15 protein-coding genes are annotated in these 13,925 nt (G+C 59.5%); 2 read left to right on the top strand and 13 right to left on the bottom strand.

From position 1 onward, the window contains the following. Window positions 1-166: 166 nt before the first annotated feature. The 12 genes from U1A53_RS00640 to U1A53_RS00585 all read right to left on the bottom strand — a co-directional run bounded on the left by U1A53_RS00640 (window position 167) and on the right by U1A53_RS00585 (window position 10,423). Window positions 167-1,378 carry a hypothetical protein gene (locus U1A53_RS00640; protein ID WP_322278232.1) on the bottom strand — a complete coding sequence of 404 codons (1,212 nt, stop codon included), beginning with the start codon at window positions 1,376-1,378 and terminating at the stop codon, window positions 167-169. A 77-nt stretch (window positions 1,379-1,455) separates the two neighbouring features. Next, complete coding sequence (locus tag U1A53_RS00635; RefSeq protein ID WP_322278230.1) at window positions 1,456-2,559, bottom strand: type IV pilus twitching motility protein PilT; 1,104 nt, start codon at window positions 2,557-2,559, stop codon at window positions 1,456-1,458. 36 nt (window positions 2,560-2,595) lie between these two features. Then, on the bottom strand, window positions 2,596-3,699 hold the full coding sequence (locus U1A53_RS00630) for a type IV pilus twitching motility protein PilT (RefSeq protein ID WP_322278228.1): 1,104 nt from the start codon (window positions 3,697-3,699) through the stop codon (window positions 2,596-2,598). A 14-nt stretch (window positions 3,700-3,713) separates the two neighbouring features. Further along, complete coding sequence (locus U1A53_RS00625; RefSeq protein WP_322278227.1) at window positions 3,714-4,115, bottom strand: hypothetical protein; 402 nt, start codon at window positions 4,113-4,115, stop codon at window positions 3,714-3,716. Beyond that, window positions 4,088-4,489, bottom strand: coding sequence for a phage holin family protein (locus tag U1A53_RS00620; RefSeq protein WP_322278225.1), 402 nt, complete (start codon window positions 4,487-4,489; stop codon window positions 4,088-4,090). Before U1A53_RS00620 ends, U1A53_RS00625 begins: the two co-directional genes overlap by 28 nt. A gap of 25 nt (window positions 4,490-4,514) precedes the next feature. Then, the gene (locus U1A53_RS00615) at window positions 4,515-4,880 is read right to left on the bottom strand and encodes a hypothetical protein (protein ID WP_322278223.1); all 366 of its coding nucleotides are present in this window, start codon (window positions 4,878-4,880) and stop codon (window positions 4,515-4,517) included. A gap of 124 nt (window positions 4,881-5,004) precedes the next feature. Next, window positions 5,005-5,655 carry a hypothetical protein gene (locus U1A53_RS00610; RefSeq protein ID WP_322278221.1) on the bottom strand — a complete coding sequence of 217 codons (651 nt, stop codon included), beginning with the start codon at window positions 5,653-5,655 and terminating at the stop codon, window positions 5,005-5,007. A 106-nt stretch (window positions 5,656-5,761) separates the two neighbouring features. Further along, complete coding sequence (locus tag U1A53_RS00605) at window positions 5,762-6,193, bottom strand: hypothetical protein (protein WP_322278218.1); 432 nt, start codon at window positions 6,191-6,193, stop codon at window positions 5,762-5,764. A gap of 31 nt (window positions 6,194-6,224) precedes the next feature. Continuing rightward, the gene (locus U1A53_RS00600; protein WP_322278216.1) at window positions 6,225-7,943 is read right to left on the bottom strand and encodes an arylsulfatase; all 1,719 of its coding nucleotides are present in this window, start codon (window positions 7,941-7,943) and stop codon (window positions 6,225-6,227) included. 32 nt (window positions 7,944-7,975) lie between these two features. Then, window positions 7,976-8,986, bottom strand: coding sequence for an NAD(P)-dependent alcohol dehydrogenase (locus tag U1A53_RS00595; RefSeq protein WP_322278214.1), 1,011 nt, complete (start codon window positions 8,984-8,986; stop codon window positions 7,976-7,978). A 142-nt stretch (window positions 8,987-9,128) separates the two neighbouring features. Next, window positions 9,129-9,443, bottom strand: a complete 315-nt coding sequence (locus tag U1A53_RS00590; RefSeq protein ID WP_322278212.1) for a hypothetical protein — start codon at window positions 9,441-9,443, stop codon at window positions 9,129-9,131. Between the two features lie 380 nt (window positions 9,444-9,823). Beyond that, on the bottom strand, window positions 9,824-10,423 hold the full coding sequence (locus tag U1A53_RS00585) for a TIGR00730 family Rossman fold protein (RefSeq protein ID WP_322278211.1): 600 nt from the start codon (window positions 10,421-10,423) through the stop codon (window positions 9,824-9,826). Between the two features lie 76 nt (window positions 10,424-10,499). Here U1A53_RS00585 and U1A53_RS00580 point away from each other — a divergent pair, with 76 nt between their 5' ends. After that, window positions 10,500-11,426 (top strand): amidohydrolase family protein, encoded by a 927-nt coding sequence (locus tag U1A53_RS00580; protein ID WP_322278210.1) that lies wholly within the window; start codon window positions 10,500-10,502, stop codon window positions 11,424-11,426. A 66-nt stretch (window positions 11,427-11,492) separates the two neighbouring features. Here the strand turns inward: U1A53_RS00580 and U1A53_RS00575 are convergent, their stop codons facing one another. Beyond that, entirely contained in the window at window positions 11,493-12,062 is a 570-nt protein-coding gene (locus U1A53_RS00575) for a response regulator (RefSeq protein WP_322278208.1), read from the bottom strand. 434 nt (window positions 12,063-12,496) lie between these two features. Between U1A53_RS00575 and purB the strand changes: the two genes are divergently transcribed. Continuing rightward, on the top strand, window positions 12,497-13,924 hold the full coding sequence (gene purB / locus U1A53_RS00570; RefSeq protein ID WP_322278206.1) for an adenylosuccinate lyase: 1,428 nt from the start codon (window positions 12,497-12,499) through the stop codon (window positions 13,922-13,924). Window position 13,925 lies beyond the last annotated feature (1 nt).

Genomic DNA, 13,925 nt, shown 5'->3' with positions numbered 1-13,925 from the left:
CGTGGGCGTGGAGTGCCGGCTTGAAACGGGCGTGACCAGTGAGAGCAACCGCTGGCCTGCCCTGGCGCTGGAGTTTCTGCAGAAGCATTTTGACGCGACGCGCTGAACCGGGCGAAGACAGGAAGCCGGGGGATGACAGCGGGTGCTGCCGGAGGGCTGTGAATGTTCAGTCGCCACGCCACCAGGAGCGCCAGGTTTTGCGGGGGCGTTGTTCGCGCAGGGATTGAATCGGGGCGCGGGGGAGGGCAGGGTTTTCGCTGACAGCGGCTTCAGGCGCCAAGGTCTCGGGGGCGGTGAGGTTGGCGGCGAAGCGAGGCGAGATGGGTTTGCCCTTGGCGATGACGGTGGTCTGCGTGGGCGCCCGGGGGCGCAGGATGATCTCGGCCTCGATGACGGGACCGAAGGGCGGGGGAGGTGTGACGGCGGCAGGGGCCGGGAGAGGTGATTCCGCGAGGGGCTGCCAGGGATCGTGCGGCACCCCGGTGAGCGGCGGATCAAAGGAGGCTTCCCCCGGTGCGGCGAGCTGCACGGGAATCTCCATGACTTCCACTTCAAGGGGTGCTTGAGGCGGCGCTTCCGGTGCGGGAACTGCGGCGGGTGCCGGCGCGAGAGCGGGCGTCAGGTGCACGACGGGTTCCACGGGTGGCGCGACTTCGATTTCATCCGGGAGGGCGCGACCTTCAAACACGGGGGCAGAGAACACGGGCGGCGGCACGGGTTTTTCCATCGGTACAGGAGCGGCGGTGAACATGCTGCTGACCGAAGCCTGTGGGGCGGGGGATTCGTGCACACTGGGCAGCGGTTCGATGCCGAGAAGCCATGCAGCGTCCAGGGTGGGGCAGGATTCGGTGGCTTCGAGGGCCTGAAGGGCGGGAAGATCGGGCTCGTGTACGATCACAGGCGGCGGAGGTGCGGCCACATGGCGCACGGGCTCGGTGAGATGGGCGAAGGACTCGCGCGATGGTGGAACGGCGGTGTTTTCCTCTGCGTCGTCGATGAGAAGCGACTGCGGCGTGTAGTTGTCCTCGGGTTCGAAGCTGGCGGCGGACGGGAGAGGCAGTTCGATGACAGGGGCCTGCTCTTCGCGTACGATCTGCCGTGTGAGCCACTGCTCGATCTGAGTCTGCGGCGCCATTTCCGGCGGTGGCGGAACGGGCTCGGGCGGACGCGGCGGCGTGGTGGTTCGCGACGCGGGGGCTTTCTTTTGATTGAGCAGGGCCAGCGCGGCGGCACCGGCGGCCAGGACGAGCGGTGTTTTGTTCAGGCGTGTGGCGATGAGACCGCCGAGGGCGGTGGCCGTGAGGAAAGCCAACGCGCCGGGCTGGTGGCCGGTGCGCGGTGGTTGGTCCGTCGGAATACCCTCTGAAGCCGTGCTCATCCGTGAATTGACACCGAGGTTAATCCACCGTGGCGGATGCGGCAAGACGCATCTGTCCCGCAGGCATCCGTATGCGGTTACTTGTTGCTGTCTCCGCCGCTGGCGGCGGCGAGGCCGGCGTCTTCGGGCGGGAGGAAGGCTTTGAAGCGGTTTTTATCGATGGCCTTCATGTAGGCCTCCATCGGAGTGACATAACCGTCACGCAGCTTCTGCCAGATGGCCTCGTCCATGAACTGCATGCCCTGGGCCTTGCCGCCGATGATCACGTCGTAAAGTTTCTGGGTGGCACCTTCACGAATGATCGCGCCGACGGCGGGGTTGGACACCATGATCTCATTCACGGCGGCGCGGCCCTTGCCGTCCGATTTTTTCATGAGGAGCTGGGCCACGACGCCTTTGAGCGACGCGGCGAGCATGGTGCGCACCTGGCTCTGCTGGTCGGAGGGGAACACGTCGATGATGCGGTCAACGGTTTTGCGGGCGTTGTTGGTGTGCAGGGTGCCGAACACGAGCAAACCGGTTTCCGCCGCAGTCAGCGCGAGCGAGATCGTTTCCAAGTCGCGCATTTCACCCACGAGCACGATGTCGGCGTCTTCACGCAGTGCAGCACGGAGGCCGTCGGCGAAGGAGGGGGTCTGGATGGGCACCTCACGCTGGGTAATGATGCTCTTCTTATTGCGGTGCACGAATTCGATCGGCTCCTCAATGGTGATGATGTGGCGTCGGAAGTTGATGTTGATGTAATCGAGCAGGGCCGCGAGCGTGGTGGATTTGCCGGAACCGGTGGGGCCGGTGACGAGCACGAGTCCGCTGCGCATGTGGCCGAACTCCTTCACCACGGGCGGAATGCCGAGCTGTTCGAGGCTGGCGATCTTGGTGGGAATGATACGGAAGACAGCGGCGTAGCCATGCTGTTGCCGCAGGTAGTTGCAGCGGAAGCGGTTGTCCGAGTCCATCTCGTAGGCGAAATCGAGGTCACCTTTCTCCTTGTAGCGGTCCCAGGCGCGAGGTTCGCAGATCTCGCGCATCATGGTCTCCATGAGGCGCTCGTCGAGGATCTGGTCGGAGATGGGCTTGATGCTGCCGTGCACGCGCACCTTGGCGGGCTGCTTCTGGCTGAGGTGGAGGTCGGAGCCGCCCAGTTCGATGAGCTTTTGGAAATATTGGTCAATGATTGGCATGAGACGTTCGCGGTTGGCGGTTGGCGATGCAGATCCTCAGGACTCGAAGAATTTCTTCATGATGACTTTGTCCTCGGCGCGGGATTCGCATTCCTCGCGGTTGATGAGGCCGGCGGCGTAGAGATTGCGCAGCGAGTCATCCATGGTGATCATGCCGACGCTTTTACCGGTCTGCATGACGCCGGCGAGCATGTAGGTCTTGCCTTCACGGATACAGTTGCCAACGGCGGGCGTGTTCACGAGCACTTCGAGCGCCATCACGCGGCCATTGCCGTCGATTTTGGGCACAAGCTGCTGGGAGAGGATGCCACGCAGGGATTCGGACACCATGATGCGGATCTGATCACGCTGGTCGATGGGGAATACATCGAGCACACGGTCAAGTGTGCGGGCAGCGCTGCCAGTGTGCAGGGTGCCGAGCACCAAGTGGCCCGTTTCTGCCGCGGTGATGGCGAGCGAGATGGTCTCGAGGTCACGCATTTCACCGACCATGATCACGTCCGGGTCTTCACGGAGCGCACCGCGCAACGCGGCGGCGAAGGAGGCGGTGTGGGTGTGAACTTCGCGCTGGTTGACGTGACAACCCTTCGGTTCGATGACGTATTCAATCGGATCTTCGAGCGTGATGATGTGGTCCTGGCGTTCCTCATTGATGGAATCGACCAAAGCGGCGAGCGTGGTGGATTTGCCGCAGCCGACGGGGCCGGTGACGAGGATGAGGCCGTTGTGGAAGCGGGTGAGCGTTTTGGCGGTGTCGGGCAGGCCGAGTTCCTCGACAGATTTGATCTGTGTTTTGATGACGCGGAACACCATGTCGATGCCCAGGCGCTGCTGCACCACCGAGGAGCGGAAGCGTCCATAGTTGGGCGAGTAGGCGAAATCGACATCGCCGCGTGATTCGAGCTGCTTGGTCTGTGCTTCGCCGAGGAATCCATAGGCGAGGCGGCGTGTGTCCTCGGGGGTGAGGATGGCTGCATTGTTCCAGATAGGCTGCAGATTGCCGTAGCGCCGCCAGACGGGCTGCGCGCCGGTGGCCAGATGGAGGTCAGACGCGTCATACTCCATGCAGAAACGCAGGTAATCGTCCACGGAGCCTAAGACAGGAAGGAGATCTTGGGAGGGTTGGTTGGGGTCGGACATGAAAGGTGATGACGCTAGACTGTTCCGGCATCCGGGCCGTTCGGAGAAACTTTCTGACGCAGGTAAGATTCGAACAACTGGGAGCCGTAGTTCAGGATGGTCTTACGACCGAGAGCCAAAAGCGGGCTGAGCAGCAACGCGAAAAGGCCGCGATTCTTAGCCGTGGCAAAGAAGTTGTCACGCCGGTTGTTGGATTCTCCCGAAGGCCAGGCGAGTTTCAACAACGCCAGTCCCGCCAGAGCGGCACCACCGATCCACAGGGCGCGATGCTTTTCGAAGCTGCGGGTGATCACCGCGCGCGGACTCCACTCCTCCGCTGCCAGCGAGGCATGATGCGCCAAGGAGACGCGTGCGTCCTCCAGATCGCGCAACACCTGCTGCTTCGGAGTCAGTTGTTCCTGTTGCTGGCGAGCCATTCGCGATCCCGGCGGAATTGGTTGAAGGTTTCCTCGAAAAGCCGCAGGCCGCGCAGCCTGGATTTCAGTCCGGCGAGGAAAAGCAGTCCGAGGAAGAGATGAATGCCGGCTCCGACGAGAGCCACGCGAGTCCAGTGCCAGCCGTTGGATTCCGCGATGATCCACACCAGCGCGGGAACGGCGAGCATCCAGCCGATGATGAACGAGGTGAGCGCCAGCATGAACATGCCGGTCAGATTGGACAGCCGTGTCCCCGCCTCCTGCCCCTCAATTTGCAGCAGGCGCCCGCGTGCTTCGACGTACAAGGCCACAGCACGCAGCAGTCCTGACGCGCTGGCGCGTTCCTCGGGTGCGGGCGGCGTGCCTGAATTCATGGAGGCGGATGCGCGAGATGAAAAATCAACGGCGCAGGATGGTGCCGACGACGAAACCGATACCGAAGGCGGTGAGCAGGGCTTGCAGCGGCTTTTCACGGGCAAATTTCTCCGCCTCCGAGCGCAGATCCGCATAACGCTCGCGTGCTTCACTGAACGTGTGGTCGGCGAATTCACCGGCCCTCTCCTTGAGGTCCGTGGCTTTCTGCTCGGCGGTGGCGCGGAATTGCTGCGCCCGGGCTTCGGCGGCGGTGCGGAATTCGGAGGCCTTCTGGGCGGCGGCGGCGCGCAACTCCTCGGCGGCTTTCAGCGCGCTGGCTTTCGCGGCTTGGAACGGATCGTGCGGTGTGCTGACGCCGAAGGGAGATTCTGCGGTGGGGTTCTCAGTCATGGTGCGAAAAAGGGTGAAGTTTCGTGCAATGCCATTCGCATGGTGCGCACGGCCTTGCGGTCTCGAATAAAGGCGGTCTCGTCACATTGGCGAGGGGAAAAAAGCAGTTCGCTGATTTCTTCACTCAGGCGCAGCGTGTCGTTCCACGCGCTCCATTCTTTCGCGCGGCAGGCTGTCTGCGCCGTGCCAGAAGCAGGGCGCGCTGAAGGGCGGCGTTTTGCTGCCTGCCGATGACAATTTCCGTCCTGGCGGCGGCCAGTTCGTTTTCGAGCGCCTGAAGACGCAGGGTTTCCATCGCGGGAAGCGAAGGCAGGGAAGATGGCGGGGGCTTGATGAAGCCTGCGGGCTTGGGCAGCACGCCGGCCTCCGACAAGGCGGCGATAGCGGGCATGGTCACGACAGGTTTGGCGGCAAGCCGGGCTTCGAGTTCCGTGATTTTGGCGAGAGCCGAGGCAAGCGACTGCTCCTGCGCGGCATCCAGGAGCTTCTGGGCGTGCAGGTTGCCCTGTTCGGACTGCATCAGGCGGTGCGAGAGTTCGATGCGAAACGCATCGAACTGCCGCTGTGTCTTCGCCCGCCAAGACATGGCGTCATGATGGATGGCGGTGATTTCGACCTGCTGTTTCACCGCCTGCTTTTCCATCTTGGTGGATTCTAGGCGCATGCGGCGGTTGGAGCGCGACAGCAGGAACATGCGGATCAGCCCAATCAGGAACAATCCGCCGAGAATGCAGAGACCGATGAACAAGAACTGGACATCCTGAGGCAGAGTCATGTGCATTGTTGTTTATGCAGCAGATGTCGTTCCAAATCAATCAGGCTTCCAGTCCTTCGCTTTGGCGAAATTTTAACGCCGCGCCGTAGTTGCCTGAGCCGCCGAATCAGGAAATGGCAATCGCCGGCACTGGCGGCACCGCCTTTTCCTCTGGCGGCTCTGCGCTCGGAGCCGGAGATGGCAGAGGAGGGGGGGCGAAGGCTTTTGCCACGGCAGGCTTGGCCGCATTTTCATAGCGCATCTGGATGTCCTGATAGCGCTGTTCGGATTCGGCGAGACGATTGGAAAACTCAGCGCGAAACGCGTCGAATGCGCGCTGGAGTTCGCCACGCCAAGCATTGGAGTCCTGACGCACGGCGAGGATTTCCTGATACTGCGTGAGCACCTGTTTCTCCATCTTGGCAGTGCTCTCACGGAGCCGATTGTTGGTGCGCAGCAGGAAGGTGATCCGCACCATCGCGATCAGCAGCAGGCCGCCGACGATGCAGAGAGTGAGTTTCAGCGTGGGTACATCGAGTACGATCTGAGGAAGGGACATGAGGTGATTGTGAGCACGTTCCGTTCCAAAATCAATCTGGCTTCCCCGCTTTCATCTTAGCCCTCTTTTTCGGGCCTTTGGCGGCGGCAGGACCTTTCCAGGTGCCGACGGGCAGCACATTCGCTCGTGCGGCCCATACCTCCCAGCTTGCGGCCATCGTTTTCATGCGCTCCGGATCGCCTGCGGCCAGATCATGTTGTTCTGCACGATCCTGGTCGATGTTGTAGAGTTCCCAGGGCTTGTTTTCCTTCGCCACAATCTTCCACGGGCCGAAGCGATGAGCACGATTGCCCTCGTGCTCCCAGAAGATGGAACGTACGCCGTTATCCCTGCCCTGAAACGCAGGAATCAGGCTCACGCCTTCCATGCGTTGAATTGTCTGCCCTTTGAACTCAGATGGATAGGTCGCGCCGGCCACATCGACGCAGGTCGCCATGAGGTCGATGAGATGACCGGTCTGCTGTTCGATCTTGCCGTTCTGTTTGGCTGGTATGCCCGCCGGCCAGTGGGCGATGAGTGGCGTGGAGATGCCACCTTCGTGAACGTAGTGCTTGTACTCGCGATGCGGCGTGTTCGAGACGTTCGCCCATGCTTCACCATACGCGATATAATCGTTCGGCCCGCCGGGCGTGATGCCCTGGCCCTGCTTTACCGGCTGACCGTCGCGTGTTTGCTTGGGAATGACATCCAGCCGGATCGCGTCCTGCACGATGGCGGGAAAAACCTGGGAGTTGGCTGCCGGTGGTTTGGTCTGGCGACCGATTCCCTCCTGGCAACCGCCATTGTCCTGTAGAAACAGAATGAGCGTGTTTTCAAGCAGGCGATGCTTCTCCAGCGTGCCGACCACACGGCCGATGCCCTGATCCATACGGTCGATCATCGCCGCGAAGACTTCCATGCAGCGTGCTTCCCAGGCTTTGTCCTTCACGTTCGACCAATCTCCGACCGTGGGGGTAAGTTCCGCGTTTTTTGCGATCAATCCCAGTTCCTTCATGCGCAGAAACCGCGCCTGCCGCACAGATTCATAGCCTGCATCATACTTGCCGCGATATTTCGCGATGTCCTCCTCCAGCGCATGCATCGGCCAGTGTGCCGCCGTGTAGGCCATGTAGAGGAAGAACGGCTTGTCCTTCTGATCACGTGCATGTTCGTCGATGTAGCGGATCGCATGGTCGCTGATGGCATCCGTATAATAATAGCGCTTCGGCTGGTATTCGGGATCGGTGAAGGGCGAGATCATTATGTCATCACGTGTCAGTGTTCCAGGGTCATAAAAACTGCCCGCGCCGGTGATCGTGCCGTAGAAGCGGTCAAAACCGCGCTGCAGCGGCCAGTTGTGCTTAGGCCCCTCCGGTTTTGCATGCTTGGTCACATGCCACTTGCCCACGGCATAAGTCCGATAGCCAGCCGGTTTCAACGCTTCCGCAATGGTGACGCAGCGGTTGTTCAGATCACCGCGATAGCCGTCGTGACCGCGATCCTCCATCATGTGGCCGATGCCCGCCTGATGCGGATACAGTCCCGTCAGCAGCGAGGCACGCGTGGGGCAGCAGCGCCCGGTGTTGTAGAATGGATTCAGCCTCACGCCGCCCTGCACCAGCCGGTCGAGGTTCGGCGTCTGAATTTCTCCACCGTAACAGCCGAGGTCGGAGAAGCCCATGTCATCTGACATGATGAGGATGATATTCGGCGCCGCAGCCTGAAGTGAGTTTGCAGCGATCAGGACGGAAAGAAAGGAACGCAGGAGCATGGCTCACCCCAAACGATGCCTGCCTGGTGATCTCACACTCGGATCACGATTTTGCCGAAGTGCCGGCCGCTCTCCATGCGCTGGAGGGCGGCGTGGGCGTCGTCGAACTCAAAGGTGGAGTCGATCACCGGCTTCAATTTCACCCGCTCGATCTCCGCGAGCATCTGCGCAAACATTTCCCGCGATCCGACATAGATGCCGTCCAGCCGGATGCCTTTGCGCAGGATTTGCACCGTCTGAATCTCGGCACTGGTACCGGTGAGAACGCCAATGAGGGCGATATGGCCGCCGAATCGTGTCGCTTTGAGCGAGCGGTTGAGCGTTTCGGCACCACCGATCTCGATCACCTTGTCCACGCCGCGTTTGCCGGTCTGCGCCAGCGCCCAGTCATCCCAGGCGGGGTCGGTCTTATAGTTGTGAACGGCGTCGGCACCGAGTTCGAGAAGGCGTTGCGCTTTGTCATCGCTGCTCGTCGTAGCCAGCACGCGTGCACCGGCCAGTTTGGCAAACTGAAGGGCAAAAATCGAGACACCGCCGGTTCCGAGCACCAGCACGGTTTCTCCGGCCTTCAAACCGCCACGCACATGCAGCGCATCCCAGGCCGTGACCGCCGCGCAGGGAAGAGTGGCGGCTTCTTCGAAGGAAAGGTGTGCGGGCACCGGCAGCAGGCTTTCGGCACGAATCACTGCCAGCTCACGCAGCATGCCGTCCACCGCTCCACCGAGAGCCTGCGCGGCATGCGCCTGGCTGTACTCACCTTCCAACCAGGTGGGCATAAAAGGGCACACCACGCGATCTCCCGGTCGGAAGTTGGCAATGCCTTCGCCCACCGCCGTCACTTCACCCGCACCATCCGAGCATGGAATGCGCGGAACTGGCCCGCTGACTCCCTTGATGCCCATGACGTTCATGTAGTCACGGTAATTGAGGCTGACGGCCCGGACCCTCAACAAAACCTCGCCTGCGCCGGGTTTGGGGTCGGGCAACGCCACGGCTTTCAAGGAACTCAGGCCGTCGGTGCTGGTGATTTGATAGGCTTTCATGGATTTGAAAGCGAAAGGCTAGCGGAACCAGCAGTTCCAACAAGACAGAAATGGAGCCTCCAACGCCAATGCTCCTAGGACACTTGTGGGGGCTGATTGAGGAGAGAACTTTTTTCCAAATCCTAGGTGTGAACAAATCACACTACAGCGAGGCAAATCCTTCGCTTTCAAGGCGAAAGTGGCCTTCGAGTGTCGAAAATGAAAGGGAAGTGGGCATGCCGGGCAGCGGCTGGATAATGCGTGTTGGGATAGGGAATGTGTGGATATAAAGCGAAACAGCAAAACCTGCTCGATACCCGCCTCTCCAGCCACTTTGGAAGGAGTTGCCATCGTTTTCTACTTGTTTGCCTGCCTGGGAAGGGGGCTTTGAGTGTGGTGTGATAAGGTTACACAATATGATGAAATTCAATGGGTTGGATATATGATCAGCATCAATTGATGCTGATCCGAGTTCCATGCCTGACTTGGATGTTCCACAATCGGCACGTGTCGAAAAGGACACGCAAAACTTCGCTTGATTGACGTTCCACGATTCAAAAACAGGCGTTCCACGCTCGGCATTTTCCACCTAAAGCTAAAGAGGTGTCTGTGTTTATCTCGATGCCGTTGGCACACAGGGGCTCAGGAATGAGAATTCGCAGTCTGATGTGAACAACCTGTCAAGAAGTGCGCTCAGCGAAGGGGAAAAATGCGAACAAACGGCTTCTGGGGTGACGTGGTGTATGTGGCTTCTTTGCCATGCTGGTTTTGCCATCCCTTGGGCGGGTTGAATGAGCGGGGGCATCCTCACTGTGTGTTCCACGGAAACTGGCCTGTCTTCGCCCGGACGAAGCTGCCCTAGCGGGCTTCAGCGGCCAGTTTCTCGATCCATTTGCCCAAGTCGGGCGGACGGAAGGTCTGCATGCGCCTGAGCAGGGCAGGCCCATCACTTTCGACCAGCACGCATTCCGCATGCTCCGGCTTGAGGAAGCCGGAACGGCTCATATGGGCGATGAACTGGATCAAGCCCTCAAAAAAACCGCCTACGTTGAGCAGGCCCACGGGTTTGTTGTGAAAGGCAAGCTGCAACCAGGTCAGTGTCTCAAACAGTTCATCCAGCGTGCCGAAACCGCCGGGCAGCGCGATGAATCCATCGCTCAGGTCGACCATCATCTGTTTGCGCTCATGCATACTGCTGACGACGTGCAGCTCGGTGACGCCGCCATGGCCAAGTTCCTTTTCCATGAGCGCCTGCGGGATCACGCCGATCACCTCTCCGTTCTGCGAGAGTGCTCCGTCCGCCAAGGCTCCCATCAGACCGATGTTTCCGCCGCCATAGACGACTCCAATGCCGTTGCGGGCCAGAAACGATCCCAAATCATGCGCGGCGGCACGATGCCTGAGATCGTTTCCAAGATTGGAACCACAATAGACACAGATTCGGTGCAGCCGGGACATGCGTGCGATGATGAATGCTTTCTGCCGCAGTGCAAAGGCTTGCGCTCAAGGAGCGTTCTTCGCTAGGCTATTCCTCATGAAACAGACACGTCGCTTCTTCCTCGCCTCTGCCACCGCCCTGACAGGCTGTTCGCTCCTTCCCTCCGTCCGCAAGGGAAACTGGACCGACGCCCATGTGCATGTGTGGACACCGGACGTTGAAAAATACCCGCTCGCCCGCAGTTACGCTGTCAGCGACATGCGTCCACCGAGCTTCACGCCGGAACAGCTTTTTGCCCACTGCAAACCGGAGGGGGTGAACCGCATCGTGCTAATCCAGATGAGCTACTATCAGTACGACAACCGTTACATGCTGGACATGATGCGGGCGCATCAGGGCGTGTTCAGCGGCGTGGCAATTGTGGACGAGCATGCGGAAGGGCTGGTCGGCACGATGCGCGAACTGGTCAGGCAAGGTGTGCGTGGTTTCCGCATTTATTCCGGCAAAGAGAAGAATTTGTCCGAGTGGATCGGTTCCTCAGGCATGGCGACGCTTTGGAAAACGGCGGCTGAATTGAAGGTGAGCGTGTGCCCGCTGATCAATCCCGATACGCTGCCGTTGATCGATAAAATGTGCGAATGGTATCCTGACACGAGTGTCGTGATCGATCATTTCGCCCGCATCGGCATGGCAGGGTCCATCAAGGATGGCGAAGTGAAAAACCTCCTGCGGCTTGCCCGCCACTCCAGGACGCATGTGAAAGCGTCCGCCTTCTACGCCCTAGGTGCCAAAAAAGCGCCCTATCTCGACATGGGGCAGATGATCCGCCAAGTACGTGATGCCTTTGGTCCGCAACGCGTGATGTGGGCCAGCGACTGTCCGTTCCAGGTCGATCCCGGGCACAACTACCACAATTCCATCGCTCTGATTCGTGATCGTCTCGATTTCCTGAGCGAGCAGGACAAAGAGTGGATGCTGCATGGCACGGCGGAGAAAGTTTTTTTCTCGACTGCAGCGGTTTGAGTCACAAAATAGCCCCTTCAGGTGCGCTGAAGGGGCTGTTTCGGGAAGACTGGTCAAGAGACGAAATCAGGCGGCGGCGGCTTCAGCACCTTTGTGCCCCAGCTGCTTCACGGCGAGATTGAGTTGATCATATTCGATCGGCTTCTTGATCACGGTGACAGGGCCGTGAGAGAGGATACGGCTGAGAATTTCGCTATCAGGGTAGCCGGTGATCACCACGATGGGCAGATCAGGATAAAGCGCCTTGAGCTGCGAATAGACTTCGTCACCGGGAACATCCGGGAGCTTGAGATCGAGGAAGACAAAATCGAATTTTTGCTTTTTAGCCATCGTGATGGCTTCAGCACCAGTGCCGACGACAAGTCGGCCGAAACCGGCTTTCTTGAGGAACTGCTTGAAGAGAGCCTGTAGGGCGGGATCGTCATCGACGACCATGACGGTGGGCTGGCCGGCTTCCTCCTCTTTGCGCAGTACGTCGCGGTCTAGAAGGCTGCGCTTGATGCGCCAGCGACCTCCGATTTGTACCGCAGGCAACTGGCCGCGCTGAACGAGGTAATAGACAGTGGGAAGAGGAATGCGGAGGTATTCCGCAGTCTCTTTCACGGTCATGAGTTCGGGTGCTGCTGGGTCGGCCATAAGGTTAGTGGAGTGAGTCTTGGAATCAGAGAAAGAGTTATTCAAAAATGGAAATTGAGTCTCGCTAGTGGGTTGTTAACAACACTAGTTTATAATTTCTATTATTACAAGATGTTTTTCTGTCTTCAGGGAAATGATTGGGCGGAGATAATTGGTAGATTTGCGAATTGCAGTCACAATTGCAATCCAAAAGTGAGCAATATATGAAAAACTTCGGAAATCCTGAAGAGATCCATACAATTGACCTCAAGCCAGAACACGAAGAATCAGGCGCGAAGGATAGAGCCAGTCCATGCTTCAACCTGTCTTCGTCATGGCTGCTACGATGGCTCTTTGAAATGTGGAGGGCATCGCAATGAAGGCACAGAAAGCACCATGCTCCCCATGGTAACCAATTTGCCAATCTGCGTCGCTTCGCCTAGATGCATGTTCTCATGTCCGACTCCATTCCCAATGTCCTTGCTGAACGCTACGCTACCGCCTCCATGCGCGCTCTCTGGTCGCCAGAGGGAAAGGTCAGGCTTGAACGCGATTATTGGATCGCTGTTTTGAAGGGCCAGCGTGATCTTGGCATTGGCGTGCCAGATGGCGTGATTGAAGACTACGAGAAGGTCAAAAATCAGGTCAATGTGGCTTCCATCATGCAGCGCGAACGCGTTACCCGGCACGATGTGAAGGCGCGCATTGAAGAGTTCTGCGACCTTGCCGGTCACGAGCATTTGCACAAAGGCATGACCAGCCGCGACCTCACGGAGAATGTGGAGCAGCTCCAAGTCTTTCGTTCTCTATTAGAGGTTCGTGCCAAAAGTGTTGCTGCTCTCACTGGGATCGCCCGGCGGGCCGCCGAAACCCGCGACATTCCTCTTACCGCACGCACACACAATGTCGCCGCGCAAGTCACCACGCTGGGCAAGCGGCTGGCCATGTTTGGCGAGGAAATGCTTCTCGCCTTCGGCGATCTGCAGGCGCTCATCGCCAGCTACCCCGCCCGTGGCCTCAAAGGCGCCGTTGGCACCCGCCTTGATCAGATCACGCTCTTCAATGGCGACGCCACCAAGGCGACTGAGCTCGAAAACCGCATCCTGCATCATCTCGGTATGCCTGCCGCGTTCAACGCGGTCGGCCAAGTCTATCCGCGCAGCCTCGACATGCAGGTCATCGCCTCTTTGTGCCAGGTTGCCAGCGGCCCGTCCAGCTTCGCTCGAACGCTGCGCCTCATGGCCGGCCATGAACTTGCCAGCGAGGGCTTTGCCAAAGGCCAGGTCGGTTCTTCCGCGATGCCGCACAAGATGAACAGCCGTTCCTGTGAGCGCATTAACGGCCTGCATGTCATTCTCAAAGGCTACCTTGCCATGGCGGCCGGCCTGGCGGGTGACCAGTGGAACGAAGGCGATGTCTCCTGCTCGGTCGTCCGTCGCGTCATGTTGCCGGATGCCTTCCTCGCCATGGACGGCCTGCTCGAAACGCTTCTCACTGTTCTCAACCAGATGGAGGTTTTCGAAGCCGTTGTTGAGCAGGAGCTTATGCGATACCTGCCTTTCCTGCTGACCACCACGGTCATGATGGAGGCCGTCAAAAAAGGCGCGGGCCGCGAAACGGCTCACGAGGTCATCAAAGAGCACGCTGTGGCCGTCGCCCGCGACATGCGCACTGGCAAAGTCCGCGAAAACGACCTTCTGGATCGTTTGGCGCAGGACAGCCGCCTCAGCCTCACTTCCGCCGACATGCAGCGCCTTGTTGCCGCAGGCAAGGCGAATGCGGGCGACGCCCCACAGCAGGTGGATGCCTTCTGCGCCCGCGTGCAGGCGATCTCGAAAGAGTTCCCGCAAGCTGCCGCGTATCAGCCGGGTGTGATCTTGTAGC

It is taken from the genome of Prosthecobacter sp. (assembly GCF_034366625.1).
Lineage (GTDB): Bacteria > Verrucomicrobiota > Verrucomicrobiia > Verrucomicrobiales > Verrucomicrobiaceae > Prosthecobacter.
This window is presented reverse-complemented; position numbering and strand designations above follow the sequence as displayed.

What these genes read in the sequence shown, in the direction of transcription:
- U1A53_RS00640 (WP_322278232.1), bottom strand. Translation starts at nt 1,378, where the DNA reads ATGAGCACGGCTTCAGAGGGTATTCCGACGGACCAACCACCGCGCACC.
- U1A53_RS00635 (WP_322278230.1), bottom strand. Translation starts at nt 2,559, where the DNA reads ATGCCAATCATTGACCAATATTTCCAAAAGCTCATCGAACTGGGCGGC.
- U1A53_RS00630 (WP_322278228.1), bottom strand. Translation starts at nt 3,699, where the DNA reads ATGTCCGACCCCAACCAACCCTCCCAAGATCTCCTTCCTGTCTTAGGC.
- U1A53_RS00625 (WP_322278227.1), bottom strand. Translation starts at nt 4,115, where the DNA reads ATGGCTCGCCAGCAACAGGAACAACTGACTCCGAAGCAGCAGGTGTTG.
- U1A53_RS00620 (WP_322278225.1), bottom strand. Translation starts at nt 4,489, where the DNA reads ATGAATTCAGGCACGCCGCCCGCACCCGAGGAACGCGCCAGCGCGTCA.
- U1A53_RS00615 (WP_322278223.1), bottom strand. Translation starts at nt 4,880, where the DNA reads ATGACTGAGAACCCCACCGCAGAATCTCCCTTCGGCGTCAGCACACCG.
- U1A53_RS00610 (WP_322278221.1), bottom strand. Translation starts at nt 5,655, where the DNA reads ATGACTCTGCCTCAGGATGTCCAGTTCTTGTTCATCGGTCTCTGCATT.
- U1A53_RS00605 (WP_322278218.1), bottom strand. Translation starts at nt 6,193, where the DNA reads ATGTCCCTTCCTCAGATCGTACTCGATGTACCCACGCTGAAACTCACT.
- U1A53_RS00600 (WP_322278216.1), bottom strand. Translation starts at nt 7,943, where the DNA reads ATGCTCCTGCGTTCCTTTCTTTCCGTCCTGATCGCTGCAAACTCACTT.
- U1A53_RS00595 (WP_322278214.1), bottom strand. Translation starts at nt 8,986, where the DNA reads ATGAAAGCCTATCAAATCACCAGCACCGACGGCCTGAGTTCCTTGAAA.
- U1A53_RS00590 (WP_322278212.1), bottom strand. Translation starts at nt 9,443, where the DNA reads ATGGAACTCGGATCAGCATCAATTGATGCTGATCATATATCCAACCCA.
- U1A53_RS00585 (WP_322278211.1), bottom strand. Translation starts at nt 10,423, where the DNA reads ATGTCCCGGCTGCACCGAATCTGTGTCTATTGTGGTTCCAATCTTGGA.
- U1A53_RS00580 (WP_322278210.1), top strand. Translation starts at nt 10,500, where the DNA reads ATGAAACAGACACGTCGCTTCTTCCTCGCCTCTGCCACCGCCCTGACA.
- U1A53_RS00575 (WP_322278208.1), bottom strand. Translation starts at nt 12,062, where the DNA reads ATGGCCGACCCAGCAGCACCCGAACTCATGACCGTGAAAGAGACTGCG.
- purB (WP_322278206.1), top strand. Translation starts at nt 12,497, where the DNA reads ATGTCCGACTCCATTCCCAATGTCCTTGCTGAACGCTACGCTACCGCC.